The sequence below is a fragment of the Candidatus Accumulibacter phosphatis genome (assembly GCF_000024165.1).
Taxonomy (GTDB): domain Bacteria; phylum Pseudomonadota; class Gammaproteobacteria; order Burkholderiales; family Rhodocyclaceae; genus Accumulibacter; species Accumulibacter phosphatis.
The window spans coordinates 16,343-42,325 of record NC_013190.1; the positions used below are offsets into that span (position 1 = coordinate 16,343).

The 25,983-nt window shown below is 60.4% G+C and carries 25 protein-coding genes and 1 pseudogene; 18 read left to right on the plus strand and 8 right to left on the minus strand.

What is annotated here, in order from left to right:
- Positions 1 to 488 precede the first annotated feature (488 nt).
- The 3 genes from CAP2UW1_RS23060 to cadR (CAP2UW1_RS23065) all read right to left on the minus strand — a co-directional run bounded on the left by CAP2UW1_RS23060 (position 489) and on the right by cadR (CAP2UW1_RS23065) (position 2,370).
- Positions 489 to 1,151: a recombinase family protein gene (locus CAP2UW1_RS23060; RefSeq protein ID WP_012806075.1), complete on the minus strand. Its 663-nt coding sequence runs from the start codon at positions 1,149 to 1,151 to the stop codon at positions 489 to 491.
- A gap of 526 nt (positions 1,152 to 1,677) precedes the next feature.
- Positions 1,678 to 1,881, minus strand: a complete 204-nt coding sequence (locus CAP2UW1_RS26320) for a GDCCVxC domain-containing (seleno)protein (RefSeq protein WP_081444316.1) — start codon at positions 1,879 to 1,881, stop codon at positions 1,678 to 1,680.
- A gap of 57 nt (positions 1,882 to 1,938) precedes the next feature.
- On the minus strand, positions 1,939 to 2,370 hold the full coding sequence (cadR, locus tag CAP2UW1_RS23065; protein ID WP_012806076.1) for a Cd(II)/Pb(II)-responsive transcriptional regulator: 432 nt from the start codon (positions 2,368 to 2,370) through the stop codon (positions 1,939 to 1,941).
- 78 nt (positions 2,371 to 2,448) lie between these two features.
- On the opposite strand from cadR (CAP2UW1_RS23065), the gene CAP2UW1_RS23070 reads away from it, so the two are divergent.
- From CAP2UW1_RS23070 to CAP2UW1_RS23105, 8 genes are all read left to right on the plus strand, one after another.
- Positions 2,449 to 4,740, plus strand: a complete 2,292-nt coding sequence (locus CAP2UW1_RS23070; protein WP_081444317.1) for a heavy metal translocating P-type ATPase — start codon at positions 2,449 to 2,451, stop codon at positions 4,738 to 4,740.
- Complete coding sequence (locus CAP2UW1_RS24250) at positions 4,737 to 5,306, plus strand: DUF2946 family protein (RefSeq protein WP_012806079.1); 570 nt, start codon at positions 4,737 to 4,739, stop codon at positions 5,304 to 5,306. The genes CAP2UW1_RS23070 and CAP2UW1_RS24250 overlap by 4 nt, the downstream gene beginning before the upstream one ends.
- A gap of 265 nt (positions 5,307 to 5,571) precedes the next feature.
- Positions 5,572 to 6,861: a TolC family protein gene (locus CAP2UW1_RS23080; protein WP_012806080.1), complete on the plus strand. Its 1,290-nt coding sequence runs from the start codon at positions 5,572 to 5,574 to the stop codon at positions 6,859 to 6,861.
- A 64-nt stretch (positions 6,862 to 6,925) separates the two neighbouring features.
- A complete protein-coding gene (locus CAP2UW1_RS23085) occupies positions 6,926 to 8,257 on the plus strand; it encodes an efflux RND transporter periplasmic adaptor subunit (RefSeq protein ID WP_012806081.1) in 1,332 nt (443 codons plus the stop codon).
- A 10-nt stretch (positions 8,258 to 8,267) separates the two neighbouring features.
- A complete protein-coding gene (locus tag CAP2UW1_RS23090; RefSeq protein WP_012806082.1) occupies positions 8,268 to 11,363 on the plus strand; it encodes an efflux RND transporter permease subunit in 3,096 nt (1,031 codons plus the stop codon).
- 11 nt (positions 11,364 to 11,374) lie between these two features.
- Positions 11,375 to 11,800 (plus strand): hypothetical protein, encoded by a 426-nt coding sequence (locus CAP2UW1_RS23095; protein ID WP_012806083.1) that lies wholly within the window; start codon positions 11,375 to 11,377, stop codon positions 11,798 to 11,800.
- 39 nt (positions 11,801 to 11,839) lie between these two features.
- Positions 11,840 to 12,166, plus strand: coding sequence for a P-II family nitrogen regulator (locus CAP2UW1_RS23100; RefSeq protein ID WP_012806084.1), 327 nt, complete (start codon positions 11,840 to 11,842; stop codon positions 12,164 to 12,166).
- Positions 12,153 to 12,704: a hypothetical protein gene (locus tag CAP2UW1_RS23105; RefSeq protein ID WP_012806085.1), complete on the plus strand. Its 552-nt coding sequence runs from the start codon at positions 12,153 to 12,155 to the stop codon at positions 12,702 to 12,704. Before CAP2UW1_RS23100 ends, CAP2UW1_RS23105 begins: the two co-directional genes overlap by 14 nt.
- Here CAP2UW1_RS23105 and CAP2UW1_RS26325 read toward each other — a convergent pair.
- Positions 12,670 to 12,831, minus strand: coding sequence for a GDCCVxC domain-containing (seleno)protein (locus CAP2UW1_RS26325; protein WP_412566888.1), 162 nt, complete (start codon positions 12,829 to 12,831; stop codon positions 12,670 to 12,672). The two genes, CAP2UW1_RS23105 and CAP2UW1_RS26325, sit on opposite strands and share 35 nt — an antisense overlap.
- 470 nt (positions 12,832 to 13,301) lie before the next feature.
- Here CAP2UW1_RS26325 and CAP2UW1_RS23110 point away from each other — a divergent pair, with 470 nt between their 5' ends.
- From CAP2UW1_RS23110 to CAP2UW1_RS23120, 3 genes are read left to right on the plus strand one after another with little or no spacing between them, the layout of a single operon-like run.
- A complete protein-coding gene (locus CAP2UW1_RS23110) occupies positions 13,302 to 13,724 on the plus strand; it encodes a PIN domain-containing protein (protein WP_012806086.1) in 423 nt (140 codons plus the stop codon).
- Positions 13,721 to 13,972 (plus strand): YlcI/YnfO family protein, encoded by a 252-nt coding sequence (locus tag CAP2UW1_RS23115; protein ID WP_012806087.1) that lies wholly within the window; start codon positions 13,721 to 13,723, stop codon positions 13,970 to 13,972. Before CAP2UW1_RS23110 ends, CAP2UW1_RS23115 begins: the two co-directional genes overlap by 4 nt.
- Before the next feature lie 13 nt (positions 13,973 to 13,985).
- Entirely contained in the window at positions 13,986 to 14,954 is a 969-nt protein-coding gene (locus tag CAP2UW1_RS23120) for a tyrosine-type recombinase/integrase (protein ID WP_012806088.1), read from the plus strand.
- Between the two features lie 117 nt (positions 14,955 to 15,071).
- On the opposite strand, the gene CAP2UW1_RS23125 is transcribed toward CAP2UW1_RS23120, so the two are convergent.
- Together CAP2UW1_RS23125 and CAP2UW1_RS23130 are read right to left on the minus strand one after the other, a co-directional pair.
- The gene (locus tag CAP2UW1_RS23125) at positions 15,072 to 15,353 is read right to left on the minus strand and encodes a helix-turn-helix domain-containing protein (RefSeq protein WP_012806089.1); all 282 of its coding nucleotides are present in this window, start codon (positions 15,351 to 15,353) and stop codon (positions 15,072 to 15,074) included.
- A complete protein-coding gene (locus tag CAP2UW1_RS23130) occupies positions 15,350 to 15,688 on the minus strand; it encodes a type II toxin-antitoxin system RelE/ParE family toxin (protein ID WP_012806090.1) in 339 nt (112 codons plus the stop codon). Before CAP2UW1_RS23130 ends, CAP2UW1_RS23125 begins: the two co-directional genes overlap by 4 nt.
- Positions 15,689 to 15,954: 266 nt before the next feature.
- Between CAP2UW1_RS23130 and CAP2UW1_RS23135 the strand changes: the two genes are divergently transcribed.
- A complete protein-coding gene (locus tag CAP2UW1_RS23135) occupies positions 15,955 to 16,608 on the plus strand; it encodes a ParA family protein (protein WP_012806091.1) in 654 nt (217 codons plus the stop codon).
- A complete protein-coding gene (locus CAP2UW1_RS23140; RefSeq protein ID WP_012806092.1) occupies positions 16,601 to 16,831 on the plus strand; it encodes a hypothetical protein in 231 nt (76 codons plus the stop codon). Before CAP2UW1_RS23135 ends, CAP2UW1_RS23140 begins: the two co-directional genes overlap by 8 nt.
- 35 nt (positions 16,832 to 16,866) lie before the next feature.
- On the opposite strand, the gene CAP2UW1_RS23145 is transcribed toward CAP2UW1_RS23140, so the two are convergent.
- Complete coding sequence (locus CAP2UW1_RS23145; protein ID WP_012806093.1) at positions 16,867 to 17,937, minus strand: replication initiator protein A; 1,071 nt, start codon at positions 17,935 to 17,937, stop codon at positions 16,867 to 16,869.
- 592 nt (positions 17,938 to 18,529) lie between these two features.
- Between CAP2UW1_RS23145 and CAP2UW1_RS23150 the strand changes: the two genes are divergently transcribed.
- The 3 genes and pseudogenes from CAP2UW1_RS23150 to CAP2UW1_RS23160 all read left to right on the plus strand — a co-directional run.
- Positions 18,530 to 19,417: a RepB family DNA primase gene (locus CAP2UW1_RS23150; protein ID WP_012806094.1), complete on the plus strand. Its 888-nt coding sequence runs from the start codon at positions 18,530 to 18,532 to the stop codon at positions 19,415 to 19,417.
- Between the two features lie 384 nt (positions 19,418 to 19,801).
- Complete coding sequence (locus CAP2UW1_RS23155) at positions 19,802 to 20,449, plus strand: DNA-binding protein (protein ID WP_012806095.1); 648 nt, start codon at positions 19,802 to 19,804, stop codon at positions 20,447 to 20,449.
- A 1,026-nt stretch (positions 20,450 to 21,475) separates the two neighbouring features.
- Positions 21,476 to 21,811 (plus strand): annotated as a pseudogene (locus tag CAP2UW1_RS23160) (transposase); the annotation flags it as partial.
- Positions 21,812 to 21,855: 44 nt separating this feature from the next.
- On the opposite strand, the gene cadR (CAP2UW1_RS23165) reads toward CAP2UW1_RS23160, so the two are convergent.
- A complete protein-coding gene (gene cadR, locus CAP2UW1_RS23165; protein ID WP_008063281.1) occupies positions 21,856 to 22,296 on the minus strand; it encodes a Cd(II)/Pb(II)-responsive transcriptional regulator in 441 nt (146 codons plus the stop codon).
- Positions 22,297 to 22,379: 83 nt separating this feature from the next.
- Here cadR (CAP2UW1_RS23165) and CAP2UW1_RS23170 point away from each other — a divergent pair, with 83 nt between their 5' ends.
- Positions 22,380 to 24,785 (plus strand): heavy metal translocating P-type ATPase, encoded by a 2,406-nt coding sequence (locus CAP2UW1_RS23170; protein WP_008063280.1) that lies wholly within the window; start codon positions 22,380 to 22,382, stop codon positions 24,783 to 24,785.
- A complete protein-coding gene (gene lspA / locus CAP2UW1_RS23175; RefSeq protein ID WP_008063278.1) occupies positions 24,782 to 25,861 on the plus strand; it encodes a signal peptidase II in 1,080 nt (359 codons plus the stop codon). The genes CAP2UW1_RS23170 and lspA overlap by 4 nt, the downstream gene beginning before the upstream one ends.
- Positions 25,862 to 25,983: the final 122 nt, after the last annotated feature.

Here is a 25,983-nt window from a genome sequence, read left to right on the forward strand (position 1 = left end):
TCTGGACGAACGGTTCCTCGCGCAGTGCTGCACGGAGGAGTCTTGCCGGGGTGCCGAGCGGAAGCGGCTATGGAGAATTTGCCACGGGCTGCGCGAAGCTGCGGGTGCGGATGCTGTGGAACAAGTCGACGCTATCTGTAGCGACGCAAAATGATGTCGGCCAAGACACACAATCAAGGGGGCGTTCTGACGCAAATTAGTTGAGACGGATAGCGACTCCAGACGCACATTCGGTGATTCTCAAACCACATTACGTGAGACGAACGCACATTGTTGAGACGCTCAATCGCGTTCGCGGTGCGGATGGTCACAGTGGCAGTCCCGCTGCCCGCATCTCCTCGATTAGTTCCGTCGATCGCTGCGAATTCAGCAGGGCTTGGCCGTCGAGTCTATCGGCACCAGGCGCTCCGGATGTCGTATCGGCAAGGCCGCTAATCTGCGGCGCGAGGCCACGATCGCCTCCATCGGAACGGCGGCACCGGCGCCCACTATGCGCTCCGCTGGACAGTGGATACCGTGTCTGGTGATTCGTCGCCCGTTTCGGTGCGCAGCAAAGCAGTACCAGCGGCTTTCGGAGAACCATCACCGTTGACGTAGCTGTAAAGCGTGGTCGTCGTGATGCCCAAGCGCTTGGCGACGTCGGCAGTAACTGCCTTTGGATCCGACAGGGCTGCCATCGCCATGGTCAGCATTGCTCGATCCATCTTGCGCGGACGCCCACCCAAGCGCCCACGAGCACGTGCCGCCGCGAGACCCGCCTGGGTGCGCTCGGCGATCAGTTCGCGCTCGAATTCGGCGAAGGCTGCAAAGATGCCGAAGGCCAGTCGTCCATTGGCGGTGGTGGTGTCAATCTGCGCCCCGGCGCCGGTCAGTACCTTCAAGCCGATGCCCCGCACGCGCAAGTCTTCGGCGGTGTTGACCAGGTGTCGAAGATCACGCCCCAGGCGATCCAATTTCCAGAGGACGAGCGTGTTACCGGGCTGAAGCGCCTTGAGGCAAGCGATCAAGCCAGGACGCGCGTCATTGCGCCCTGAAGCCAGGTCTTCATAGATGCGCTCAGGGTCTACGCCCGCAACAAGCAGTGCATTGCGCTGCGGAGCTACCGTCTGGGAGCCATCGGACTTCGATACCCTGGCGTAACCGATTAGCAGAACTTCTTCGCTCCGTCAGGAAACAAGGAGCATAGGATGCAATCTTGTGTTGATTTTAGCAACGAGTTTTCTGGTGACCCGTCGGAGCAAAAAGCTGCCGCCTGCTGCCCACCAGAAAACCGGCCGTTTTCTTGGCGAGCTACACTGTGAAATGGCGGGTGTGAGCCCCCCGAGCCGCGTAGGAAAGTCGAAATTCATCCAGACGTTCGGTACCAATATTTCGTGAGCCCGCCGCTTTGACCGTCTGTGCCGCGAACGCGGTCGAGTGTCTCAACAATGTGCGTCCGTCTCACGTAATGTGGTTTGAGAATCACCGAATGTGCGTCTGGAGTCGCTATCCGTCTCAACTAATTTGCGTCAGAAAGCCCTCTTGATTGCGCGTCTGGGCCGACATCATTTTGCGTCGCTACAGCTAGGGGACGTCTCAGAAAACGGAAAATAGAGCACGCTAAGCCTTTTCGCCGCGCCATGACGCAAACAGCCCGCGCAAAGGCGGGCTGTCGATGGTGCCGGGGAAAGCCTGGAACTACCCGCAACTCCTGTTCTGCGCCTGAATCGGTGGGCATTTTACCGAGCCGAAGGAACAGAATACGCAACAGTCGCCGGAGTTGGGGCGCAGCAGGTTCTTGCAGTTGCGGCACTCGTAGTAGAACTGGCAAGCGTCAGTCGACATGGTTTCCTGCTGGGCGAATCCACAGTGTGGGGGTAGAACAAGCAGCCGTGTCACCAGCCGCCATTTGAGGAATCAGCTCACGAAACGGGAAAAAGTTGTACGCCAAGACCTCGATTAGCCGAGGTGCGTATGCCTTTTATGCCGAGGTTCTGTTTCCATAGACGCCAGCCCCTGCAAGATTCCACAGGCGTCCATGGCCTGCTCGCTCTGGCAGCGCTGACGTAGCTCACTGAGCTGCTGCTTGAGCTGAGACAGCTCGGCCATACGCACATCGACGTGGGCAATGTGTTCGTCCAGTAGTTGATTGACGCCACCGCAATCACCGGCAGGCTGATCCATCAAACCCAGTAGCGTGCGGATTTCCGCATGCGTCATATCCAGGGCACGACAATTCCGTATAAAGCGAAGCCGCTCGACGTGGAACTCGCCATAGCTGCGGTAGTTGGCCCGCGTCCGTGCCGGCGCGGATAGCAGTCCTTCCTTTTCGTAGTAACGCACGGTTTCCACCGTGCATTGCGCCACTTGGGCGAGTTCACCGATCTTCACGGGTAGTCTCCAAAACACTTGACCCTATAGTAACTTCAGGGTGTGAAATGGACAATATACCAACAATTGGACGACGCCATGCCCTCTCGCCCCGTGAAAATTACGCATGTTCACCACGCATGCGGCGACGATCAGTCTCATGCTCACGGCGCTTTGCCCGCTCATCACGATCATGGGCATTCGCACGACCATGGTCATGAGTGTGGCGCTGCCGATCCGTCACCAACACCGCCATCAGGCAACGCCAGTCTTGTCACAGCCAAAATTCCGGCCGGCTACACACTCACTCGGTTACGCGTCGCACAGATGGATTGCCCGACCGAGGAGGCGTTGATCCGCAACAAGCTGGGTGGCCTAGCCACGGTGAGCGGGATGGAATTCAACCTCATGCAGCGGGTCCTGACCGTTGTCCACCAGAACAACACGCTAGCTGCCGTTGAGACGGCCATCCGTGACTTGGGCATGAGTACCGAGCCAATGGAGGCAAGCAGCCAAGGCCGCGCGCCCACCGAGGCAGTCAGTAAGCCTTGGTGGCCGTTGGCGCTGGCCGGGCTTGCCGCTCTCGGCGCGGAAATTGTCCATTGGCTTGGCTTGCCGGAATGGTTGTCCGGACTGTTGGCTCTCGTCGCCATCACAATCAGCGGTGTCGGCACTTTCAAGAAGGGCTGGATTGCGTTGCGCCACGGCAATCTCAATATCAATGCCTTGATGAGCATTGCCGTGACGGGTGCGGTATTGCTGCGGCAGTGGCCGGAAGCGGCCATGGTCATGGTCTTGTTTACTGTTGCCGAGCTGATCGAAGCGAAGTCACTTGATCGGGCACGCAATGCCATTCGCAGCCTGGTGCAGTTGGCGCCGGAAATGGCGACAGTACAGCAGGCGGACGGTGATTGGGCCGAACTGCCTGCCAAGGCCGTGGCCATTGGCCAAATCGTGCGCGTCAAACCTGGTGAGCGCGTCGCCCTTGATGGTGTCGTGACGGCTGGGCGATCAAGCATCAATCAGGCGCCTATTACCGGCGAGAGCTTGCCGGTCGACAAGTCGGCTGGAGACAGTGTATTCGCCGGGACCATCAACCAATCGGGCTCCGTCGAATTCCGGGTTACTGCCGAATCCACGCATTCGACCTTGGCACGCATCATTCACGCGGTCGAAGAGGCGCAAGGCGCACGTGCGCCAACCCAGCGTTTCGTCGATCAGTTTGCCAAGATCTACACGCCGGCGGTGTTCGTCTTCGCCATCGCGGTAGCCCTTGTGCCGCCCCTGCTACTTGGTGGCAGCTGGCAGGATTGGGTATACCAGGCGCTGGTTCTGCTGGTCATAGCCTGTCCGTGCGCCTTGGTCATTTCCACGCCCATCACCATCGTCAGCGGTCTGGCAGCAGCAGCCCGCCACGGCATTCTGATCAAGGGCGGTGTTTATCTTGAGGAAGGTCACAAGCTCGCGTGGCTGGCATTCGACAAGACCGGCACCATCACGCACGGCAAACCGGTATTGACCGATACGGTCTTGCTCGATCAGACGGACGGAGTGGATGCCGTCCGAGTTGCCACCAGTCTTGCTGCACGCTCCGATCACCCGGTTTCTCACGCCATAGCCACAAGCGGACAACGGAACGACACCGTCCTGCTTGATGTAGCGGACTTCGCCGCCATTCCAGGGCGAGGTGTGCTCGGAACCGTTGGCGGCGTGCAATATCAGCTTGGTAACCATCGGTTGATCCATGAGCTTGGCGTATGTACTCCTCCCCTGGAGGCTCGGCTTGGTGAATTGGAAGAGCAAGGCAAGACGGTCATTCTGCTCACCGATGGCGAGCGCGTGCTGGTCCTGTTTGCGGTGGCCGATACGGTCAAGGACAGTAGCCGCGCCGCGATCCGGGCGCTACATGAGTTGGGTATCAAAACAGTCATGCTGACCGGCGACAACGCACACACCGCGCGAGCCATCGCGGCCCAGGTTCAGATTGACGAAGCCTTGGGCGATCAACTGCCGGAAGACAAGCTGCGCGCTATCGAACGCTACGCGCAAACAGGCAAGGTTGGCATGGTGGGTGACGGCATCAACGATGCACCAGCGTTGGCTCGAGCTGACATCGGCTTTGCCATGGGCGCGGCGGGTACCGATACGGCTATCGAGACTGCTGACGTCGCACTGATGGATGATGACCTGAACAAGATTGCGCGTTTTGTCCGCCTGTCGCGCACTACCCGGACGGTACTGGTACAGAACATCACGCTGGCATTGGGCATCAAAGTCGTTTTTCTCGCACTCACGCTACTCGGTATGGGCACTATGTGGATGGCGGTATTCGCTGATATGGGCGCGAGTCTTCTGGTTGTGGCCAACGCTCTAAGGCTGGTGCGCCGATGAGCTGGAAATTTGTCCTCTACGACTGGGGTGGTCTGAACGTTGCGTTGTTCCGAGCCATCAATGCAGGCACACCCGAAGCATTCGCGCCGCTGGCGTGGTTCTTCAGCCTCATAGGTGTTGGCGGCAGTCTGGATCCGCAGAAGTTTGGCGGCGACAATGCCGATCTGCATACCGGTTCGCACCAAGAAAGGCTTCTTGGTTATACTTCGCCCGTGATCAAGCGCCTCGTCCTTATCCTCTTGCTAGTAGTTGCGCCGCTCCAGGCTGCTTGGGGCGTGGCGGGCGGCTATTGTCCGCATGACGAGCGGAGTGCGGACACGCAGCATTTTGGCCATCACGTACACCAGCATCAGGCGGCCGACCAGAACGACGTCGGCGATCCAACCGCGACAGGTTCTGATGCCGACTGCTTCTCGTGTCACCTCGGATGTGTCGGCGTCACCATGTCACCTGCCCCAGTGCTGTCGTCCACGCCAGCATCGTCGGCTGTCGCCCCCCCCGCTCGCTTTCCCCTCTCCGTCTTTCTCCAGGGTCCAGAACGACCCAATTGGGCGCCCGCCGTCTGATCCGGCGGAACGTCCACAGCTTTCAACCGCAAATTCTCTCCTTAAGCCCCAGAACAGGGGCTAAGCGGCCGTCGCAAACGGTGCTTCAGAGTAATGGCGGCCACCAAGCTAGAACCGTGGCGCAATCGCGCAAATCGGCGGCAAACGCCTGCCAATACGGGCTTTCAGCGCGCCTCCCGCGGCAACAACTGATAAATCCAAGGCCAACTTTCTGGTCGCCTTGCCGCCTACATGCGCGGGTATCAAACGGAGATTTCAACGAGACATGCATTCAAATATTCATCGTGGGCGTGTGGCCCGCTTCATCACAACGCTGATCTTGGCGGCCGCCACGTCGGCGGTGCTGGCTGCAGAGTCACCCCTGACCTTGGCAGCGGCCTTGCAGATTGCCGAAGCGGCCAACCCCCAACTTCGGGCAGCGCAAGCCGATCTGGCCGCCACCGAGGGGCAACTCGCTGATACCCGTGGCCTGCTCTGGAACAACCCGCAACTAACCGCCGAACAGGCCCGCCGCAAGGTTCCTCTCCCGGGCCAGGGAGATGACACCCTGCGGGAGTGGGGTGCCGATCTTTCCCAGACCCTGGAGATCGCAGGTCAGCATGGCTATCGTCGCAGCGCGGCTGAGCAGGATCTGGCCGCACTCAAGGAAAGCATCGAAGAGACCCGCCGGCGGGTCCTCGCCGAGGTCGAGCAAAAGTTCGTCCAGGTATTGGGCCTGCAGACGCGTGCTACGACCGAGGCTGAACTGGTCAGCTTGATCAGGGATGCTGCTGGAGCGGCAAGAAAACGCTTTGCGGCGGGCGAGGATACCAAGCTCGACAGCAATCTCGCGGAGGTTGAGCTCGGCCGCGCCGACAATCAGCTGCAAGCGGCGCGCGAACAGCTCATCCAGGCCCGCGCAGATCTCGCCGCCACACTGCAATTGCCGGCCGAAGCGCTGCCGGAAGTACGAGGGACACTGGCCCCCGAAGTGGCCACGCCATACACCCTGGACGAGCTGCTGGCCGCAGCCGCTGACCGGCCGCGATTACGTGCGCTGGAGTACCAGGAGCAGGCCGCCCGCAGTCGCCTGGGCTTGGAGCGTGCCGCGGCATACCCGGACGTGACTGTTGGCGTTTTCACGGCCCGTGAAGGATCAAGCGATGCACGCGAGCAGATCACCGGCGTTTCCGTTTCCTTACCCCTGCCACTGTTTCGCCGCAACGCCACCGGCATCGGCAGAGCGGTCACCGACGTGAGCAAAGTCCAGATTGAGCGCGAAGTGGCCAATCGGGACGCGCGCGCAACGGTCCTGGCTCTGTGGCAGAAGCGGGAAAGCCTGCGTGGTCGGGTAAAGCAGCTCGATCAAGTTGTCCTGCAACGCCTGAACGAGAACAAGCGTCTGTCCGTAGCAGGCTACCGGGCCGGTGAGATCAGCCTCACTCAACTCTTGCTAGCAACCCGGCAAGTTCTCGATACCCGCCGCGAAGTGCTGGAGGCCATGACCGATCTGGCCCTGGTGCGCATCGAACTCGAGCAGGCAGCGGGCTGGCATCGGCAGCCGAAAGGCTCGTGATGAGTCATCACCGAGTCGCACACCGCACCCGTCACCTGAAAACGTATCCATTGAAAGATCATTCATGAACAACCTATTCCACGTACTCCCGGCGCAGCGGGCTGCACTTTTCGCACTCGGCTTCTCCGCCCTGATTCTCGGCGGCTGTGGCAAGACCGAATCTCCGGCCACCGCCGCCAAAGCCGGCACGGCAATGAGCAGCGCCGAAGAGCAGCACGCCGCTGCCGAGAAGCCAGGCGAACACGCTGCGAGCGAGAAAGCCGGGGCACACGCTGGGGAGGTTAGCAAAGACGGGGACGACCACGGCGACGAGCATGAAGCCGGGGGGGTGGAAGCACTCAAGCTCAGTGCCGAAGAGATTCAATCTGCCGGCATCGAGAGCGCAGAAATACTGGTGCAGGAAGTGAGCGAACCGCTCACCCTGACCGCCACCATCCGCCCGAATCAAGACCGCATAGCGCACGTGGCGCCACGCGTCCCTGGGCGCATCGTCAATGTCAAAACCAATCTCGGGGACCAGGTAAAGGCCGGGCAGACGCTGGCCGTTCTCGATAGCCTGGAAGTCGGCGACGCGTACTCGGCTTACCTGCAGGCAGCGACCCAGCAGTCGGTAGCCAAGGCCGACTTCGAGCGCGCCGAGAAGCTGCACGGCGATCAGATCATTGCCCAGAAAGACCATCTGCGCGCCCATGCCGAGTACGAGAAGTCCAAGGCCGCTCTCGCAGCGGCCAGGGACAGGCTGCGCATGCTGGGTGTGGACGCCTCGCCTACGGGCGACGGCAAAGCACGATCCACCTTCCCGGTCAGCACGCCGTTCGCCGGAACGGTAATCGAAAAGCACGCCATCCTCGGCGAGCTCTCCCAGCCAGACAGTCCGCTTTTCGTCGTCGCCGACCTGTCGAAACTGTGGATCGCAGCCGATCTGTTCGAGAAGGATCTCGGCCGCATCCAGGTAGGCGCCAGTGCGATTGTTACCGTCGCCGCCTATCCAGACGAGTCCTTCGAGGGCACGCTGACCTACATCGCGGCAGTGGTCGACAAGGAGACCCGTACCGTGCAAGCGCGTGTGGAAGTGACGAATCTGGACGGCCGGCTCAAACCGGAAATGTTCGCCACCGTCGCCATCCGTACCATCGAGACGACCAGACAGGGTGCGACAGTCAAAGCCTTGCTGGTCCCCACCGAGGCCGTCGTGTTGATGAATGGTCAGCCCACGGTGTTTATCGAGGACAGCGACGGCTTCGAGCCGAGAAATGTCGTGCTCGGGCAGAAACTGCGTGGGCGCCTGGTGGTCAAGAGTGGCCTGGCGGCGGGCGAGCGGGTGGTGACGGCGGGCGCTTACGCCCTTAAGGCACGCATCATGAAGTCGGAGCTTGGCGCAGGTCACGGGCACTGAGGGGAAAACCATGCTGAACCGTATCGTTGATCTCTCATTGCGCTACAAGCTGCTCGTCTTGCTGGCTTTCGTGCTGATGGCTTTCTTTGGCGTCCGCGCCTTTCTCAACGTCCCGGTGGATGCGTTCCCGGACGTTACCCCGAACCAGGTCAACGTCTATACAGAGTCGCCTGGACTGGCCGCCGAAGATGTCGAACAACTGCTCACGACGCCGATTGAAACGGCCATGGCTGGCCTGCCTGGGGTCGAGCAGATTCGCTCGGTTTCCCTATTCGGCCTGTCTTACGTCGGTGTCTATTTCAAGGATGATGTGGACATCTACTTCGCCCGGCGCCTGGTCGGAGAGAAGTTGCAGGAGGCCAAGGAACGTTTACCCGCAGGCTATGGCGAGCCTTCTCTCGGACCGAACAGCTCGGGGCTTGGCCAGGTTTTTTGGTACACCGTGGAATCGGCCGACGAGAAACTCTCGGCCATGGACCTGCGCACCTTGCATGACTGGACCGTGCGTCTCATGTTGCGCACCGCGCCGGGGGTAGATGACGTCACCACCTGGGGTGGGCAGGAAAAGCAATACCAGGTCCAGATCAATCCAGAAAAACTGATCAAGTACGGACTCTCCTTCAAGGCCGTCATGGAAGCGCTTGCCGCCAATAATCGGCAGGTGGGCGGACAGTACATCAACCTCGGCCAGGAGCAATATCTGGTTCGCGGCCTTGGTCTGGTGGCCAACACCACGGACATTGGCAACGTGGTCATTGCCGAGCGCGAGGGCGTGCCGATCCACGTGCGCGAGGTGGCCGAAGTCAAGGAAGGCCCGGCGCTGCGCTTCGGGGCAGTGACGCGCGACGGCAAGGAGGTGGCTCTCGGTATCGCCCTCGCACGGATCAACGAAAACCCCAAGAATGTCGTTGATGCGGTGAAGCAGAAACTCGATCTCGCTGGCCAGGCGCTACCTCCTGGCGTCAGCATCAAGCCGGTCTACGACCGTACCGAGCTGGTCGACAAGGCGCTCGCGACCGCCGAAAGCGCCCTCGTGGAAGGATCGATCCTGGTGGCGATCGTGCTCTTCCTGTTCCTCGGGGAAATTCGCTCGGCAGTGGTCGTGATCGCCACTTTGCCGCTGGCGATGCTGTTCGCCTTTCTGATGATGCAATATTTTGGGCTGTCGGCCAATCTCATGTCTCTGGCAGGTCTGGCGATCGGCATCGGCATGATGGTGGACGGTGCCGTGGTCATGGTGGAGAACGCCTTCCGCTTGCTCTCGCATAAGACTGGTCAGGTCGTAAACCGCACTCACGTCATGCTGGAAGCTGCGCGCGAGGTCATCAACCCGATCGCTTTTGCCATTCTCATCATTATCGTGGTGTTCCTGCCGCTTTTCTCGCTGACCGGTCTGGAGGGCAAGCTGTTCAAACCCATGGCCTTCACGATCACTTTTGCCATGGTGGGCTCGCTGATTCTCACGCTTACCCTGGTGCCTGTGCTCGCCGCGCTGATCCTGAAACCCAAGGAAGAAAAAGACACGTTTCTGGTCCGCTGGATCAAGGCTGGCTACCTGCCGGTTCTCGACTGGGCGCTGGAAAACAAGAAGAAGGTGATCGTCGCTTCGCTGACCTTGCTCGTCTCGGCCCTCGCCACCTTCCCCTTCCTCGGCAAGGAGTTCATGCCGACGCTCCAGGAAGGCGCCATCATGTTCAGAGCGACCGGCATCCCGTCGACCTCGCTGGAGGAGTCGATACGCGTCTCGCAACAAATGAATGATGTACTCAAGAAAGAGTACCCACAGACCAAGATGGTGCTGGCCACCATTGGACGCGCAGAGAAGGGCGAAACCGCCGACGCCAACTACATGGAGGTGTTGGTAGAGGTGAAACCGCAAGCTGAGTGGCCTGAGAAGATGTCCATACCGGAACTTTCAGACCGCATGAAGGAAACCCTGGAGGTGGCGCTACCGACCGTGGTGGTAGGCAACACCCAGCCAATCCAGATGCGCGTCGAAGAACTGATCTCGGGCGTACGTGCAACGCTTGCCCTCAAACTTTACGGACCAGACCTCGCCGAACTCGACCGCCTGGGCGCAGAAAGCAAGGGCATCCTGAGCAGTGTACCTGGCGTCGCCGACCTGTCTCTGGAAGCCAACAAGGGCAAGCCGCAACTGATAGTGAAGGTCAACCGCGAAGCAGCCGCGCGTTTCGGGATCAACGCTGACGAGATTCTGGAGATGGTGCAGGCCGGAATCGGCGGGATGGCTGTCAGCACGCTCATTGATGGCGTACGCCGCTTCGACATTCAGGTGCGTCTCGATGCAGCATTCCGTGATACGCCGCAGGCAATCGGTAATATCCCGGTGCGTACCTCATCCGGCGCCATGGTCCCGCTCTCGCGCGTGGCGACGGTGGAGATGGACGAGGGCTATACCTTCGTGCGCCGCGAGCAATTGAGTCGCTATGCTGTCTTGCAGATGGACGTGAGAGGCCGCGACGTGGACGGTTTCGTCCAGGAAGCGGACGAGAAAATCCGGAGTCAGCTGAAGCTTCCCGAAGGCTACTGGATTGAATGGGGCGGGGCTTTCGAGAATCAGCAGCGGGCGATGGCGCGACTGGCGCTTATCGTACCGCTCACCATTGGACTCATCTTTGTCCTGCTGTACACCGCCTTCAACTCGCTGACCCTCGCCACGCTAATTATTGCCAACGTGCCCTTCGCGGCAATTGGCGGGGTCTTCGGACTGGCGATAACCGGCCAGTACGTCTCGGTGCCCTCGGCGATTGGCTTCATCGCCGTGTTCGGGGTAGCCATGTTGAACGGTATCGTACTGGTGTCATTTCTCAACAACCAGCGTGGCCAGGGCTTGTCGATCCGTGACGCGGTACGACAGGGGACGGAGCTACGCCTGAGGCCCGTACTGATGACCGCCTCGGTGGCCATCCTCGGCCTCATCCCGATGTTGCTTGCGCAGGGCGTTGGCGCAGAAACACAACGGCCTTTGGCGACAGTCGTCGTCGGTGGCCTGCTCACCTCGACGGCCCTGACGCTGCTCCTGCTGCCGCTCATGTACGAGTGGGTCGAGACGCGCCGCGAGCGTCGCACCAGAACTTCACAGTGAAAGGCACAAAGATGAATACAGTGATCGCTATCGTCGGTCTGGCCGCGCTGACGCTTACCGGTTGCGCAGGGCATACGCACGCGCTTGCGCCGGCAAGTGGCAACCCAAGCGTCACGGTTGGCACCTTCAGTCACGAGGGGCGCGAGGCGCCTGCAGTGGTCCTGGAGGTCGGGGGGCGGCGTTTCACCGCCCAGGGCTTCGCAATACGCCGCGACGCGAACCGCTCGGCCTTGCAACAGCACGACAGTCGCGGCCGGCGTCCCAGCGGGATCTCGCCTGGAAGCGATACCGAACACTACCAATACTCGGCCAATCCGGAATTGCGCGCGGCGGATGGCGCGGTGCTGCGATGCACCCTGACCTGGCCTGCTCGGCAAGCGCCTGCGGGCTATTGCGAGATGGCGGAAGGGACGCGTATCGCTGTCCGCTTTGAGTAAGCGAATCGGAAATCACGAATAATCCAAAGGAGAACTGACGTGAAGGAAATCAAGGCATTCATCCGGCAGCACCGCATCGCCAACGTGCTTCAGGCGCTGCGCGATCTGAAGGCTGCCGACATCAGCTATCACAACATCACGGTATCCCAGGTGCAGCGACCCTTGGTGAGCGAGGACCCAGCGCAGCAGCACTACGCCATGGATCTCGCCGAAGCCGTCGTCTCCGAATACAAACTGGACCTCGTATGTACCGATGAAGTGGCCGACGAGCTGATTGGCGCCATCACGACAGCGGCGCATACGGGTCTGCCGGACGCCGGCTGGATCTTTGTGAGCGAGGTGACGACGGCGATTGAAATTCGCTGAAAGCCTGCACAACTTGCAGCTTTCCGAAGCTTCACCCTCAAGCCGACCGTATGACGACCAGCTGGGTGTTTCGGACCATGGCCTGACGCCCAAGGCGTGGCGCAACGGCGTGATTACCTTCGAGGTCGTCTTCGAGGTCGTGTCCACGCTCGGCGTCGCGGCCATCGCCTGCGCGAGGCCGGCGACCCGCGCCATCGCGGGCGCGTATCTGGCCCAGAAAACCATTGGGGAGGCCATCGAAGCGTACTCCGGCTTTTGGGCCCTGGATGAGGCCTACCGCCCGGTTCGGGTCGAAGCGGAAATGATCGACCTGCAAACCGGCCGCACGGTGTGGGCCGACAGCGAAACCGGATTCTCCAACCGGCGTTTGTCGCGCATCTATACGACCGTCACGCCCGGCGAGCGCAAAGCTCAACTGAGCGTCGCTTTGCATGAAGCCATCATCAAGGTTGTGCATGATTTCGAGCAGAGCGCTGGCCGCCATGCAGGTCCCGCCGCCGCTCCTACCTCGGACAACAGGCAGCCTTCTGCTGAATAGGCGGACACGGCACCGAGCCGAACGAACAGAACACGCAGCAGTCGCCCGGATTCGGGCGCAGCAGCGCGTGGCAGGCCGGGTACTCGTAGTAGAACTGGCAGGCGTCCGTGGACGACTTTGTAATCATACGCTTGCGGCATGTTTTGGCATATGCTGTCCGAGTGCCGAGGCCCTGGCCTCATAGAGCGCCTGCGAGGCGGATTTTTGAAAACAGTGCTTGAAGAACCGCAGGACTTGGCGGCTCACCTTGGAGGTGTAGCGGAATACCGGGGTGCTGTGCTCCAGTCGGGGCGGTCGGTCCCGTCGGTGGCGGAGGTCTGGCGACGGTCCTGCTTGCGCAATGCTTTCTCGGGCGGTAACAAAAACCGAGCGTGCCAAGCCGGCGGTGTCGCAGCTCGTTTTACCCCTGTTCTTGTTTACGGGTAGTGGAATTTGGCATTGCAAAAGTCAAACCTGAAACGCTCCGGCCCATAGGCCAGACCTCCCCTCCTGGACTATCGATAACGTATTTTATCAATAGTTACGCGGGGTGGTGTTATGGCGCCATGATCTGCTTTCTTGTAGACACATCGCCCGCAATATGATATTGCTGATGATATGAGGCTTGTTCTCGACACTAACGTTATCGTTGCTGCTATGCGCAGTCCAACTGGCGCTTCAGCCGCCTTGTTGATGGCCGCCCGTCGGGGCGAGGTGACGCTTGTGGCCAATGTGGCGCTGGCGCTCGAATACGAAGCGACCTGTTGTCGACCTGAACACGGCATAGCTGCCGGTCTTAGCCCCGCCCAGGTGAGCATCTTTCTGGATGCCGTCATCGCCATGGTCGCGCCGGTTGAGACGCATTTTTTGTGGCGACCGCTGTTGCGCGATCCCGGCGACGAACTGGTGCTCGAAGCCGCCGCCAACGGCCTCGCGTCGGCTATCGTGACGTTTAATCAACGCGATTTCGGCACTGTGCCCCTGCAATTTGGCATCGAAGTATTGACCCCTATCACCGCCTTACGGAGGATCAGACTATGAGAAATTCTCAAAGCACCTACCCGCTGCGTCTGCCTAATTCGATCAAGGCCGAAGTTGTGCGCCGCGCCAAGGCCGACGGCACGAGCTTAAACCAGTTCGTGGCGACCGCTGTCGCCGAAAAGCTGGCGGCCATGAACACCGCGACGTTCTTCGCTGAACGTCGGGAGCGGGCTGATTTTGATGCTTTCGACCGCATTATGCAGCGCCAGGGCGGTGAGCCGCCGCAGCCAGACGATCTGATTCCTTGAACCGGACGCGGCCATGACCACGAGCGGCCTGCCAGCCACCCTGCCCTCCGCTTCCCGGCTCCTGACCGCCGAGCAGTTCCAGCGCCTGGCCGATGTTCCCCCCGAAATCGAATGGTTTGCCAATCTCGGCAACAAGGCCACCCGCCGCGCCTACGAAAACGCCCTCGGGGATTTTATGAAGTTCACCGGCATCGTGAAGCCCGAGGAATTCCGCACCGTGATCCGCGCCCACGTCATCGCCTGGCGTGACGACCTGGTGCAGCGCGCCTTGAGCGGCATGACCGTCCGGCATCGCCTGGCGGCCCTGTCGTCGCTGTTCGAGTCCCTGTGCGAGAAGAACGCCGTGACCCATAACCCAGTCAAGGGGGTCAAGCGCCCACCGGTGGAAAGCTACGAAGGCAAGACCCCGGCGCTCGGCGACCACCAGGCGCGCAAGCTGCTGGACGCGCCCGACGGCGCGTCGCTCAAGGGCAAGCGCGACCGCGCCATCCTGGCCACCCTGCTCTATCACGCTCTGCGGCGTGACGAGCTGTGTCGGTTGACGGTCAAGGACTACAAACACGAGCGGCGCGGGGTGCCGCACCTCAAGGTATTCGGCAAGGGCGGCAAGATCCGTTATGTCCCGCTGCACCCCGCGGCCGGCGGCTTGATCGGCGACTATCTTGAGATCGCAGGGCATGGCGCGGACGATGCCGGCGCCCTATTCCGGCCGCTGCGCAACAACTGCACTACTGGCGGACTGGAAAGAGCGATCACGCCCGACGCGGTATACAAACTGGTGCGGCAATACTCAACGGCACTGGGTTTCGCGATCGGGGCGCACGCGTTGCGGGCGACCGCCGCGACCAATGCGCTTGACCACCAGGCCGACATCGCCAAGGTGCAGGAGTGGCTGGGTCACGCCAACATCGCCACGACGCGTATTTATGACCACCGCAAGACTAGGCCGGAGGATAGTCCGACCTTCAAGGTCGCCTACTAGCAGCCTGTCGGACTTGATCCCGGTCAAGTCCGACAGGCTGCTAGCGCCGATGTGGCCGGGGTGTTCTCGAAAACCGCTCTCGCTTGAAGCGGCGTTAAATGGCGATCTTCGAAAAGGTCAGGCAGCTTCAAGCACCCGCATTTCGATGTGAAGCCCGGCAGCCGTCGCCATGTTCACCAGTGCATCGAGGCCGAACAGGTTGATCTTGCCGCGCATCAGGTCAGAGACACGCGGCTGAGTCACACCAAAGAGTTTGGCGGCCTGCGTCTGGCTCATTTCGGTCCGGGTAAGGTGGTTCTTCAGCGCCGTCAGCAGGACAGAACGCAGCTTCATGTTTTCCGCTGCTTCCGGGGTGTCCTCGATGGCATCCCAGACGCTGGCAAATCGTTCGTTGCTCATTGGTTTAGCTCCTTCAACAAATCGCGGTAACGCTTGGCGGCCAAGCCCAGATCGGCCTTGCTGGTCTTCGCGGTCTTCTTCTGGAAGCAGTGAAGCACGTAGACGGCATCAGCGAACTTGGCGACGTAGATGATCCGAAACGCCCCGGCTGCATCCCGAATCCGAATCTCCCTTACCCCCTGGCCCACGGCGCTCATAGGCTTCCAGTCGTCCGGTTCCTGGCCGTTCTGTATCTGGTCGAGTTGATGGCCTGCCTCGCGTTTGGCCGCGAGTGGGAAGGCGCGAAGGTCATCAAGGGAGCATCCACGGAATTCGACTGGCTTGAGATTGATCATGTCTAGACTATACAAAAACTTGTATGTACTGACAAGATGGATTGGAGCCGCGGCACAGGCAACCGGCTTAGCGCACGACTTTTCCGACCTCTACGCGCCTCGTTCCTTGAGCCACGCTGCGCGGACCTCCGCCTGTCCAGTGACGCGCCTTCCGGTCACTTTACCGCCAAGAAAAACAACTCTGCTTCTATTCAGCTTGACCACCTTCCAGAATTTGGTTAATTTCATGAAATGTTTATTTCCTTCATTCATGAACGGTGGTTTTCATGAAAACAATCGTAATCACATCCCAAAAAGGTGGCAGCGGTAAAACGACCCTTGCCGCTCACCTCGCAGTCGAAGCTGAACGCATCGGCGATGTCCCCGTGTGGCTCATTGATACCGATGAGCAAGGCACACTCAGCCAATGGCACGCGCGACGGGAGCAAGACACCCCCAACCGCGCCGAAATGCCATTTGCCCGTATCGCAGAGGGACTGGCCAACATGGCTCAACGTGGCGCGGCCTATTGTTTCATTGATACCGCCCCCACGATCTCCGGTCAGAGCTCCGCCGTCATCAACATGGCCGATCTCGTGTTAATCCCCGTTCGCCCTTCTCCCGCCGATCTTTGGGCCGTTTCGGAAACCGTTGCCTTGGTCAAGCAAGCGGGGAAACCTTTCCTCTTCGTCATCACTCAAGCCAAGCCCCAGGCCACCATCACCGCCCAAACGATCGCCGCTCTTTCCGAGCATGGTCGGGTTGCTCAAGCCTTCATCGCCGACCGCGTTCCCTACGCAGGCGCGATGACCGGAGGCCGCACCGCCCCAGAGCTTGCCCCGAAGAGCCCAGCCGCCGACGAAATCGCCCGTTTATGGCTTAGCGTGAAATCATGTTTTCATGAAAACATTAAATCAGTAAGGAAAGTTAAGCATGGCTAAGACTGTTGCTATCACCGCCGCCGACCTTTCGCCGACCAAGCCACGCCAGCAGAGCATCACCCGTCAGCGCGGCGTGACCTCATCCGCCGAGCTCGTGCCTTTGCAATTCCGCATGCCCCCAGATTTCGTGCGATCCTTCAAGCAAGCGGCTCTCGATCGAGGCTTAAAACTTAATGAATTGCTGAATGAATGTTTTCATGAATTCATTAAAAAAACAGGCTAGCCACCAAGTAGGGTAGGGCGGTAGTGCAGCCGCGCTTAAGAAAACCCAGGATACTTGCCCCGCCGCTTACAGAACGCCAGAAAGTGAGCCTGAGCATGAAGCGGGCTGATCTTCTTACGATCAATCCAAGCTCGCCACTCTGCTTCAATTCTGTGAATGTCCCAGCCAGGCGCGTAGTTACGCCCCAGCGCGTAAGCATCCTCACTCAAGCGGATAAAAACCCCGCGCTCGGTAGAGGATGGCAGCTTGCTCTTGGTTCGCATTTCAACCATATCGCCATCGAGCCTGAAACCGTACCCTGGCATGTGGTCATGCAACTGGTCGGCATCAATGATCGTCTGCAACAGGCGCCGAAACTCTTTTAGCGTGGATTGTGCCCCGCACTTTGCCCGCAGCTTCTCCAAGCCAATCTTAAACGAAAGCTGTTGCCCGACATGCTTGCGTGCCAGCTCGTAAAGTCGCCGTTCGAGCGGCTTGGCGAGTTGAAAATACTGGCGATCAAGCGTTAGTACTTCATGAGCTTCGACCGCCTGAAACACCCAATCCGAAAGGACAATTTCGATTTCTTGCATTCGCCCTTCGCGGCTCTCCCGCACGATCCGCGCCCGATCAATCAGGCTGAACAAATCGAACGTCTCCTTGCCACCCGTAATGATGTTGGTCGCAATCTGCGTGCCCTGCAGCCGTTCGAGAGCTTCCCTGAGCTGCAAGTAGCCACGCCCGCTTGTGTCCCGATTGGTCGCAATCAAGAGATCATGCGCCCGCAGCCGCAGGGTTCGCGACACCGGACGGCTATCATTCACCGCCGCCATAAGCTGGCTTATGCAATAAATCAGAATGTCTCGGTCAAAGACCGTTGCTAACCCCTTCGCGCCAGGCCGCACCTCCGCCCAACTCGCCCCGTTCTCATAACGACGGGTCTTCATGTCTGGTTTCTTCGACAGCGAGAATATCGGGTGCTCCATCGAGGCGCTATCGCCCTTCAGGGCAGCATCAAAAACGTCGCAAACGAAGAAATCCCGCTCGTGCCGAATTGGAAGAAGAGGGGACCTCTCCTTCGTGTTATCACCCACCGAGACTTCCGAGTTCGTGTTATCACCCACCATTCACGGATTTTTCGTGTTTTCACACGCCATGTCAATATTGTTCGTGTTATTACCCACCTTTGAGCCTGTTGATAACTTTTCCGTACATGCTCTCAGCATTCGTGTTTTTACACACCAAACTTCGTGTTTTTACACACCAAACTTCGTGTTTTTACACACCGGAACATTCAAAAAGCACCTTTTTTCTTGTTTAACATCAGACATTTACAGCTTTGCAAGAATCACGTAACTCTATTAACTCTATTTAACAAGACTCTAGCGTTGTTGATAACTAGCCAGCCGTGGTCACTACCACCAGCATCCAGCCACCTCTTTTGGTCTCAACCAACGCAAAAGCAGGGGCTCCACCTCGCTTTCCCGCGCCCAATTTATCCCGACGCCGAACAGGTTCACCGCCGCACGACCCCAAGTGATCGGCCTTCGGCCTCAAAATACCAACACCACAGGCGCGGCCCTTCGGGCCGCGTCAAGCAGACGCCCGCTAACGCGGGCGGGAATTTTCAATTGAAAGCCCGTCCCGGCGCCGGTAGTTTTCCGGAAAGGTCCGAGGACAGGGAAAGCAAATAGAAGCCACGGCGGGGGGCAGGGTACTTTGATCAACGGGAAGGGGTCTGCCGACGCAGGCGAACCTATCGCCGAAGCGCTGCGCCTGCTCGACTTGTTTGCCAGTGTTGGGGCCGAGGCTTTCGATATCACCCACACCAACCTCCAGCAGGAGAAACGGGGCTTTCGCCCGGGGCAGAGCCTAGCCCAGGCCCGGCAGTCCATGCCCTACCTGGTGCCCAGCGCCGCGCGGCGGCAGAATAATCTAATCATCCGTCCGCGCGCCGGCGCTGACGTCACCCTGGTGCAGCTCGATGACCTCGCGCCAGATACTCTGGCCCACATCGCTCCGGCCGCATTCCTGATTCTGCGTACCAGTCCCGGCGGTCAGCAGGCCTGGGTCGCCGTCACCAACGCTCCCCGGGGCTTCGCCGCGCGGCTCAAGGAAGGGACGGGCGCCGACAAGGAAGCGTCCGGCGCCACTCGTGTCGCCGGCACCGCCAATTTCAAACCCGCCTACGCCCCGAACTTCCCCCGGGTCCGGATCGACGCCGCTCAGCCCGGGCTGAACGTCACTACGCAGACCCTCGACGCGATGGGGGTGGTCGCGCCGGCCCGGCCGATCCCGGTGTCGCTACCCCCCGTCGCGTCCTCCAGCGATTCGCGGACGAGCAAATGGCCCAGCTACGCGCGCTGCCTCGAAGGGGCGCCGATCGGCGCCGGCGGTAATCCCAAACGCACTAGCGCGGATTTCATCTGGTGCAAGATCGCGCTCTCCTGGGGCCACGGCATCGAAGCGACCGCCGAACGGCTGCTGGAAGAAAGCGCCAAGGCCCGCGAAAACGGCGAAGCCTATGCCAGGCAGACCGCCGAGCATGCCGACTACGCCGCCCGGCAACGCAACGCCCTGCCACGAGGGCGACCGGCGAGGGGGTAAGGGGAGGCCCCCGCCGGGGGGAGGCCCGTCGCTCGGAGCACCCCGTGAATCGGCCACAGCGGGCCGTGAGCGCGTTTTTCCCGGTTGGGCCAGCCCCTCTCTATCTAAAACCATCCTGGCGCGCTCTACGGGCTTTGTCTGGCGTGACCTTGGACTACCCCGGGTTTCTGTGGACAAGCCTTTGCACAACCCGGTGCGTTACCCACGCGCTCCGCCTAATGGCTCACGATCAGGCGTCCGCCCGTTTTTGCGGCGGCGGGCCGTTCGGTGCCTCGTTTGTTTCGGCTTTTCTGCGACGGAGTTCTTGCGAAATTATGGTAATTACCGTAATCTTATTACCATAATAACGATAATTTTAGGATGCTATTTCAAGGACATCAGATCATGGCTAAGGCATTGGTGACGCAAGAGCGTGTTTTCGAGGTGGCGCAGGCCCTGACGGATCAGGGCACGGCGCCGACCATCTTGAACGTGCAGGAAGGGATCGGCGGGGGCAGTTATACGACGGTCAAGCGCTATCTGGATCAGTGGCGGGAGGCGGCGCCGAAGCAGCGGCAGCCGGTAGAACTACCGGAACCCGCGGTTGCCCGGCTGATGAGCCTCGGCCGGGAGTTCTGGGGCTTGCTCGACGAACAGGCCGGACAGCAGGTGGAAGCGCTGCGAGCGGCGACGCGGGAAGAGGTCGCGGCGATCCAGACGCAGCTCGACCAGGCGGAGCAGGCGATCGGCCGACTGGAGGCCGAGCGCGAGCAGGCCGAGAGTCATGCTGCAGCGCAGGAGCAGGCCTTGCGCGAAGCGGTAGCAGCACGGGCGGCGCAGACCGAACGGATGGCCGCCGCCGAGGCGAAGGCCGGCGAACTGGCGGCACGGGTCGAGGACCTCAAGGGCGAACTGGAGCGGGCCCATGCGCGACAGACGGCCGAACGCGAAGCAACAACGGCGGCCCGTGCCGAAGCCCAGGCCGCTGCGGTGGAAGCTGCCCGGCTGCAGGGCGAGCTGGCGGCACTTAAGAAACCGCGTTCAAGCGCTTAACCTGGCGAAGGGGGCACGGCAACGGGCAGCTTTCTTCGGGAACTCGTCGTCGCGCGGGGGGTGGTTGGGTGGCCGCAAGAGGGCCATGGCGGCGACAAAGCGTGGTTACGACGCTTTGTCGCCGTTGTTTGTCCGGGCTGGCGTTGGCAAAACAACGGTTGTTAACGGTGTCGCTTTTCCGCCGAAATCTGGCGTCCACGGCCTGACGTGGTGGAAAGGCCGGTCCGTTTTGTTTTGGTTTTTGACTTTCAGCCAAGCATGAATATGCTGGTTTTCCGGTTTGCCGCCGGCTAGGCTCCCGGCGGACGGGTTGCGCAGCAAACCGTCGTCTGGCAAGCGAAGCGCGGCAGGGGTGGGCACCAGGAATCGCTGAGCGCCGTCGGCTATCGACTTCACTGGGTTTGAGCGGGCTGTGAGCTGCGGCTCGGCATGACCGGCGCGCCAGTAGCGTTCGCGTGGCCGATGCGGTAGAAAGCCCGGCGGCCGGTGGAAAGGCAGGCGCGACACCGGTTCGAACCGCGAAGCCAGACCCGATGCCGCGCCCCGTAGCCCCCACAGCGGCGACGTTGCCTGCCTAGTATTTCACGAAGCGCACCTCGCCGTCAGATTCCCATTGGCCGGGACGGCCAATGGATCTCCCTGGAAGACGCTACCACTGCGCCGGCTGCCGCACGGCCGTGCTCATTTGCAGCCACTGCGATCGCGGTCACCGGTACTGTACCGCGAGGTGCGCCAACCAGGCCCGCCGACAGTCTGTCCGTGCCTCGGGTCGCCGCTATCAAGACAGCTTGCGCGGCCGTCACGCCCACGCCGAACGCCAGCGCCGTTACAGGGCCCGGCAGCAGAAAGTGACGCATCAGGGTTCCCCACCCAGGGTCGCACCTGATCAACTCCCCTGCGAACCGACGTTGCCGGTTGCGCCTCAGCCAGGGCACTGCTGTCGTTGTCATCGTCCCTTGCCGGACGGGGTGCGCCAGAACTTTCTGCAGCGTCGGATTCGCCGTCACCCACCCGACCGGAGAAGACATGGCCCTCAGCCCCGAGATTGAAGCGCAGATCCTGCGTTACTACCACGCCGAACGCTGGCGTATCGGCACTATCGCGACCCAACTGCAAGTGCATCGCGATAGCGTCGCCCGCGTGCTCGCCCAAGCCGGCTTGCCGGCACTCGAAGCGGTTCGCCGCCCTTCGGCGATTGATCCCTACCTGCCGTTCATCCTCGATACCTTGACGCAGTTTCCGCGCCTACGCGCCTCCCGCGTATACGACATGGTCAAGAGTCGCGGTTACCCGGGACGCCCGGATCATTTCCGGCACCTGATCGCCCGCCACCGACCGCGGCCGAAAGCCGAAGCCTACCTGGGGTCGCCTCAGAAAACGGAAAATAAAGCACGCTAAGCCCTTACTTACCCAGATGTTTGACTTTTCGTGGCACTTTCACCATGGCAATTGCAATTGCCCAACCCTTGCAAAATGCCGCACGCCTCTACAGATCGAGAGCCAGAACACTTCTCGCGCAAATCAACCAAGTGCCGCTTTAACTGCAACAGCGCGGACACACGCATTTCCACCTGTTGAATATGGGCCTCCAGCAGCGTGTTGACCTCCCCACAGTCCTGCATCGGGTTGTCTCGCAGACCCAGCAATGCGCGAATCTCGCTCAACGTCATGTCGAGCGAACGGCAATGACGGATGAATTGCAAGCGCTCAATGTGCGCCTCACCGTACAGCCGGAAGTTGCCACCGCTTCGCGCTGGCTTCGGCAGTAGCCCTTCCTTCTCGTAGTAGCGGATGGTCACAACCTCGCATCCAGAGCGCTTGGCGAGGTCGCCAATTCTGATTTCCATGCATCAATCTCCTTTATTTCACTTGACTCTATAGTAACTATAGGGTTTGTAATGGAAGTTGTATAGATTTGAAGGAGTTATTTATGAGCGAATGCGCTTCCACGGCGTGTGGCTGCTCGGCTGGGCCGATCATCCAACCCACGACACAAGCCCCAGCGACAACCGGATCGGCTCAAGCGGTGTATCGCATCGAGAACATGGACTGCCCCACGGAAGAGGCGCTGATCCGAGGCAAGCTGGTCGGGCTGGCGGGGGTGGTTGGTCTTGAGTTCAACCTGATGCAGCGTACTTTGGCCGTTCGGCACGAACTGCCTTCGTTGTTTCCCGTTGAGCAGGCGCTAACCGCCATCGGCATGCAAGCCGTGCGCATGGATCAGGCATCGACCGGGCAAACGACCAAGCTGTCCATTACCAAAATGGATTGCCCGACCGAAGAGACGTTGATCCGCAACAAGCTCGGTACCATGGCCGGAGTTGCCGATCTCGATTTCAACCTGATGCAGCGCACGCTGTCGGTACGCCATGCGGACCAGGTTCTGCCGGACGTGCTCGCGGCACTGCAAGCGCTTGGATTCGAGGCGCAGGTGTTGGACACCGCAGAGGCCGCATCGCCATCCGCATCCCTTGTGACCACGCCGACCAACTGGTGGCCGCTGGGCATCTCCTTTGTAACTGCATCGGCGGCCGAGGCGGTCTACTGGCTCCACAACGGCAATCATTGGTCGGTCGTCGTTCTGGCGCTCGTCGCGGTCTTCACCGGCGGTCTGTCCACCTACAAGAAAGGTTGGATTGCGCTCAAGAACCGTAATCTCAACATGAACGCCCTGATGTCGATTGCCGTCACGGGTGCCATGTTGATCGGGCACTGGCCCGAGGCGGCAATGGTGATGGTGCTTTTCGCGCTGGCCGAGGTGATCGAAGCCAAGTCGCTGGATCGCGCCCGCAATGCCATCCGTGGCCTGCTCGACCTGACCCCGGAACAGGCCACGGTGCAGCAGGCTGACGGCACATGGCGCGAGGTGGGTGCAAAGCAAATTGCCATCGGTAGCCGCGTCCGGGTCAAGCCAGGTGAGCGCATCGCCCTGGATGGTGAGGTGCTGGAAGGCCGCTCTGCCGTCAACCAAGCCCCGATCACGGGTGAAAGCCTTCCGGTCGAGAAATCCCCCGGTGATCCGGTGTTTGCGGGCACGATCAACGAATCCGGTTCATTCGAGTACCGCGTCACCGCCGTGGCCAGCAACTCCACATTGGCCCGCATCATTCACGCGGTAGAGGCTGCCCAAGGAAGCCGTGCGCCGACTCAGCGCTTTGTCGATCAGTTCGCCCGCTGGTACACGCCCATTGTTTTCGGTGTTGCCATCGCCGTCGCGTTGTTGCCACCGCTGTTCATGGGTGCGGCATGGCTCGACTGGATTTACCGTGCATTGGTTCTGCTGGTGGTCGCCTGCCCGTGCGCACTGGTGATCTCTACGCCGGTCAGCATCGTCAGCGGCCTGGCCGCTGCCGCCCGCCACGGCATTCTCATCAAGGGCGGCGTCTATCTGGAAGAAGGCCGCAAGCTGCGCTGGCTGGCTCTGGACAAGACCGGCACGATCACGCACGGCAAGCCCGCACAGACCGATTTTGTCACTTGGGGCAATGCACTCGCCGCAAACAGCCGCAGCATCGCTGCCAGTCTGGCGGCTCGTTCCGACCACCCTGTATCCAAAGCGGTGGCACAAGCCGCGCAGACGGATGGGGTTGCCTTACTCGACGTAGCCGAGTTCAGCGCGCTGCCCGGTCGGGGCGTGCAAGGCCAAATCAACGGTGAGACCTACCATCTTGGCAACCAGCGGATGCTCGAAGCGCTGGGGCAATGCACACCAGAACTGGAACAGCGCATCGCGGCGCTGGAAACCATGGGTAAAACTGTCGTGATGTTGGTCAGCGCAAAAGGGGTTCATGCCTTATTTGCCGTAGCGGACACCATCAAGGAAAGCAGCAGGAGCGCCATTGCCGAGCTTCATGCACTGGGCATCAACACCATGATGCTGACCGGCGACAACCCCCACACGGCACAGGCCATTGCCGCACAAGCCGGGATCGACAGTGCGCAAGGCAATCTGCTCCCAGACGACAAACTGCGCGAAGTTGAGCTACTGGCCATAAAGGGCAAGGTCGGCATGGTCGGTGATGGCATCAACGATGCCCCGGCCTTGGCGCGTGCGGACATCGGCTTTGCCATGGGAGCGGCTGGCACCGATACCGCCATCGAGACCGCTGACGTGGCCCTGATGGACGACAACCTGGGCAAGATTCCGACCTTCGTGCGCCTGTCGCGTGCGACGGCGCAGGTGCTGATGCAAAACATTGTGCTGGCCCTTGGCATCAAGGCAGTATTTCTGGTGCTGACCTTCACGGGTCAAGCGACCATGTGGATGGCGGTGTTTGCTGATATGGGGGCCAGCTTGCTCGTCGTTGGCAATGGCTTGAGGCTGTTGCGCAAATGAGCTGGAAATTCTTTCTCTACGACTGGGGTGGTCTAAACATCGCGTTGTTCCAAGCCATCAACATGAGCACACCTGCAGCGCTGGAACCGCCGGTATCGTTCTTCAACCTTGTGATAGGCAACTACTGGACTGCACCACTGATGCTCTTGGCGATGTGGGGATGGTCAAAGTCGGCACCTGACCCAACGCGGGCCGATGCCATCCGGTACAGACTCAGAGTCTTTAGCGTGGCCTTTGCGTTGGCATTTCTCGTCGCCACCATCTTGAAGCTATGGATCGACTTTCCACGCCCGCCTGCCGTTTTTGGCGACATGGTGCGCGTTATCGGGGGCATCGAACGACACTACAGCCTGCCCAGCGGGCATGCCACCTATGCCGCGCTGGTGGTCGGCGCGCTCTGGCCTTTGATAGGCCGTCGTGGCCGCATCGGCTTGGTGTTGTACGCCGCATTGGTCGGTTGGTCACGCATCGCAGCCGGAATGCACTTTCCTGCCGATGTGCTGGCGGGGTGGGTACTTGGATTGAGCTGCACGGCGCTCGCCGGGTGGCTGATGCCGCTGGCCGCCCCTGTGTGGCAATCGGCTCGCCGCACATCGACTTGGGTCTGGTTCGCAGTGGCCGCCAGTTCTGTCATGACAGATCAGCTCGCAAAGTTCGCCATCACCCGCACGTTTGCCTACGGTGAACAGGTCGAAGTCAGCACCTTCTTCAACATTGTCCATGTCCTGAATCCCGGCGCGGCATTCAGCTTTCTGGCGAACGCTGGCGGCTGGCAACGTTACTTTCTCATGGCGCTGGGTCTGGTCGTTTCTGCTTGGCTGGGCCGCATGCTGTGCCAGCAGCGGCCACGCCTTGAAGCGGTGGGCTACAGCCTGATCCTTGGTGGTGCGCTCGGCAATGTCGTGGATCGTGTGCTGCGTGGATCGGTTGTCGATTTCCTCGACTTCCATTGGCAGCTTGTGCACTGGCCCGCCTTCAACCTCGCTGATGTGGCGATAACTATCGGAGCGCTCTGCCTGTTCTTGACGGTTGTACCGAAAAGCAGTAGAGGCACAGAGGCCGATGTGTCCGGTTAAGCTATACCCTAACTTGGCGTCAAGTGCTGCACTCGAAATGCGTCAGGATAGAGTATTAATGAATATTTATTGACACATGTAGCAAAGGCTTATAAATTCTTTCCTGACACATTTGTGCAGGA

Bases quoted from the DNA above. Each gene is read 5' to 3' on its own strand.
- CAP2UW1_RS23070 (WP_081444317.1), top strand. From the start codon at position 2,449: ATGCCCTCTCGCCCCGTGAAAATTACGCATGTTCACCACGCATGCGGC.
- CAP2UW1_RS24250 (WP_012806079.1), top strand. From the start codon at position 4,737: ATGAGCTGGAAATTTGTCCTCTACGACTGGGGTGGTCTGAACGTTGCG.
- CAP2UW1_RS23080 (WP_012806080.1), top strand. From the start codon at position 5,572: ATGCATTCAAATATTCATCGTGGGCGTGTGGCCCGCTTCATCACAACG.
- CAP2UW1_RS23085 (WP_012806081.1), top strand. From the start codon at position 6,926: ATGAACAACCTATTCCACGTACTCCCGGCGCAGCGGGCTGCACTTTTC.
- CAP2UW1_RS23090 (WP_012806082.1), top strand. From the start codon at position 8,268: ATGCTGAACCGTATCGTTGATCTCTCATTGCGCTACAAGCTGCTCGTC.
- CAP2UW1_RS23095 (WP_012806083.1), top strand. From the start codon at position 11,375: ATGAATACAGTGATCGCTATCGTCGGTCTGGCCGCGCTGACGCTTACC.
- CAP2UW1_RS26325 (WP_412566888.1), bottom strand. From the start codon at position 12,831: ATGATTACAAAGTCGTCCACGGACGCCTGCCAGTTCTACTACGAGTAC.
- CAP2UW1_RS23110 (WP_012806086.1), top strand. From the start codon at position 13,302: ATGAGGCTTGTTCTCGACACTAACGTTATCGTTGCTGCTATGCGCAGT.
- CAP2UW1_RS23115 (WP_012806087.1), top strand. From the start codon at position 13,721: ATGAGAAATTCTCAAAGCACCTACCCGCTGCGTCTGCCTAATTCGATC.
- CAP2UW1_RS23120 (WP_012806088.1), top strand. From the start codon at position 13,986: ATGACCACGAGCGGCCTGCCAGCCACCCTGCCCTCCGCTTCCCGGCTC.
- CAP2UW1_RS23125 (WP_012806089.1), bottom strand. From the start codon at position 15,353: ATGAGCAACGAACGATTTGCCAGCGTCTGGGATGCCATCGAGGACACC.
- CAP2UW1_RS23130 (WP_012806090.1), bottom strand. From the start codon at position 15,688: ATGATCAATCTCAAGCCAGTCGAATTCCGTGGATGCTCCCTTGATGAC.
- CAP2UW1_RS23135 (WP_012806091.1), top strand. From the start codon at position 15,955: ATGAAAACAATCGTAATCACATCCCAAAAAGGTGGCAGCGGTAAAACG.
- CAP2UW1_RS23140 (WP_012806092.1), top strand. From the start codon at position 16,601: ATGGCTAAGACTGTTGCTATCACCGCCGCCGACCTTTCGCCGACCAAG.
- CAP2UW1_RS23145 (WP_012806093.1), bottom strand. From the start codon at position 17,937: ATGGTGGGTGATAACACGAACTCGGAAGTCTCGGTGGGTGATAACACG.
- CAP2UW1_RS23155 (WP_012806095.1), top strand. From the start codon at position 19,802: ATGGCTAAGGCATTGGTGACGCAAGAGCGTGTTTTCGAGGTGGCGCAG.
- cadR (WP_008063281.1), bottom strand. From the start codon at position 22,296: ATGGAAATCAGAATTGGCGACCTCGCCAAGCGCTCTGGATGCGAGGTT.
- CAP2UW1_RS23170 (WP_008063280.1), top strand. From the start codon at position 22,380: ATGAGCGAATGCGCTTCCACGGCGTGTGGCTGCTCGGCTGGGCCGATC.
- lspA (WP_008063278.1), top strand. From the start codon at position 24,782: ATGAGCTGGAAATTCTTTCTCTACGACTGGGGTGGTCTAAACATCGCG.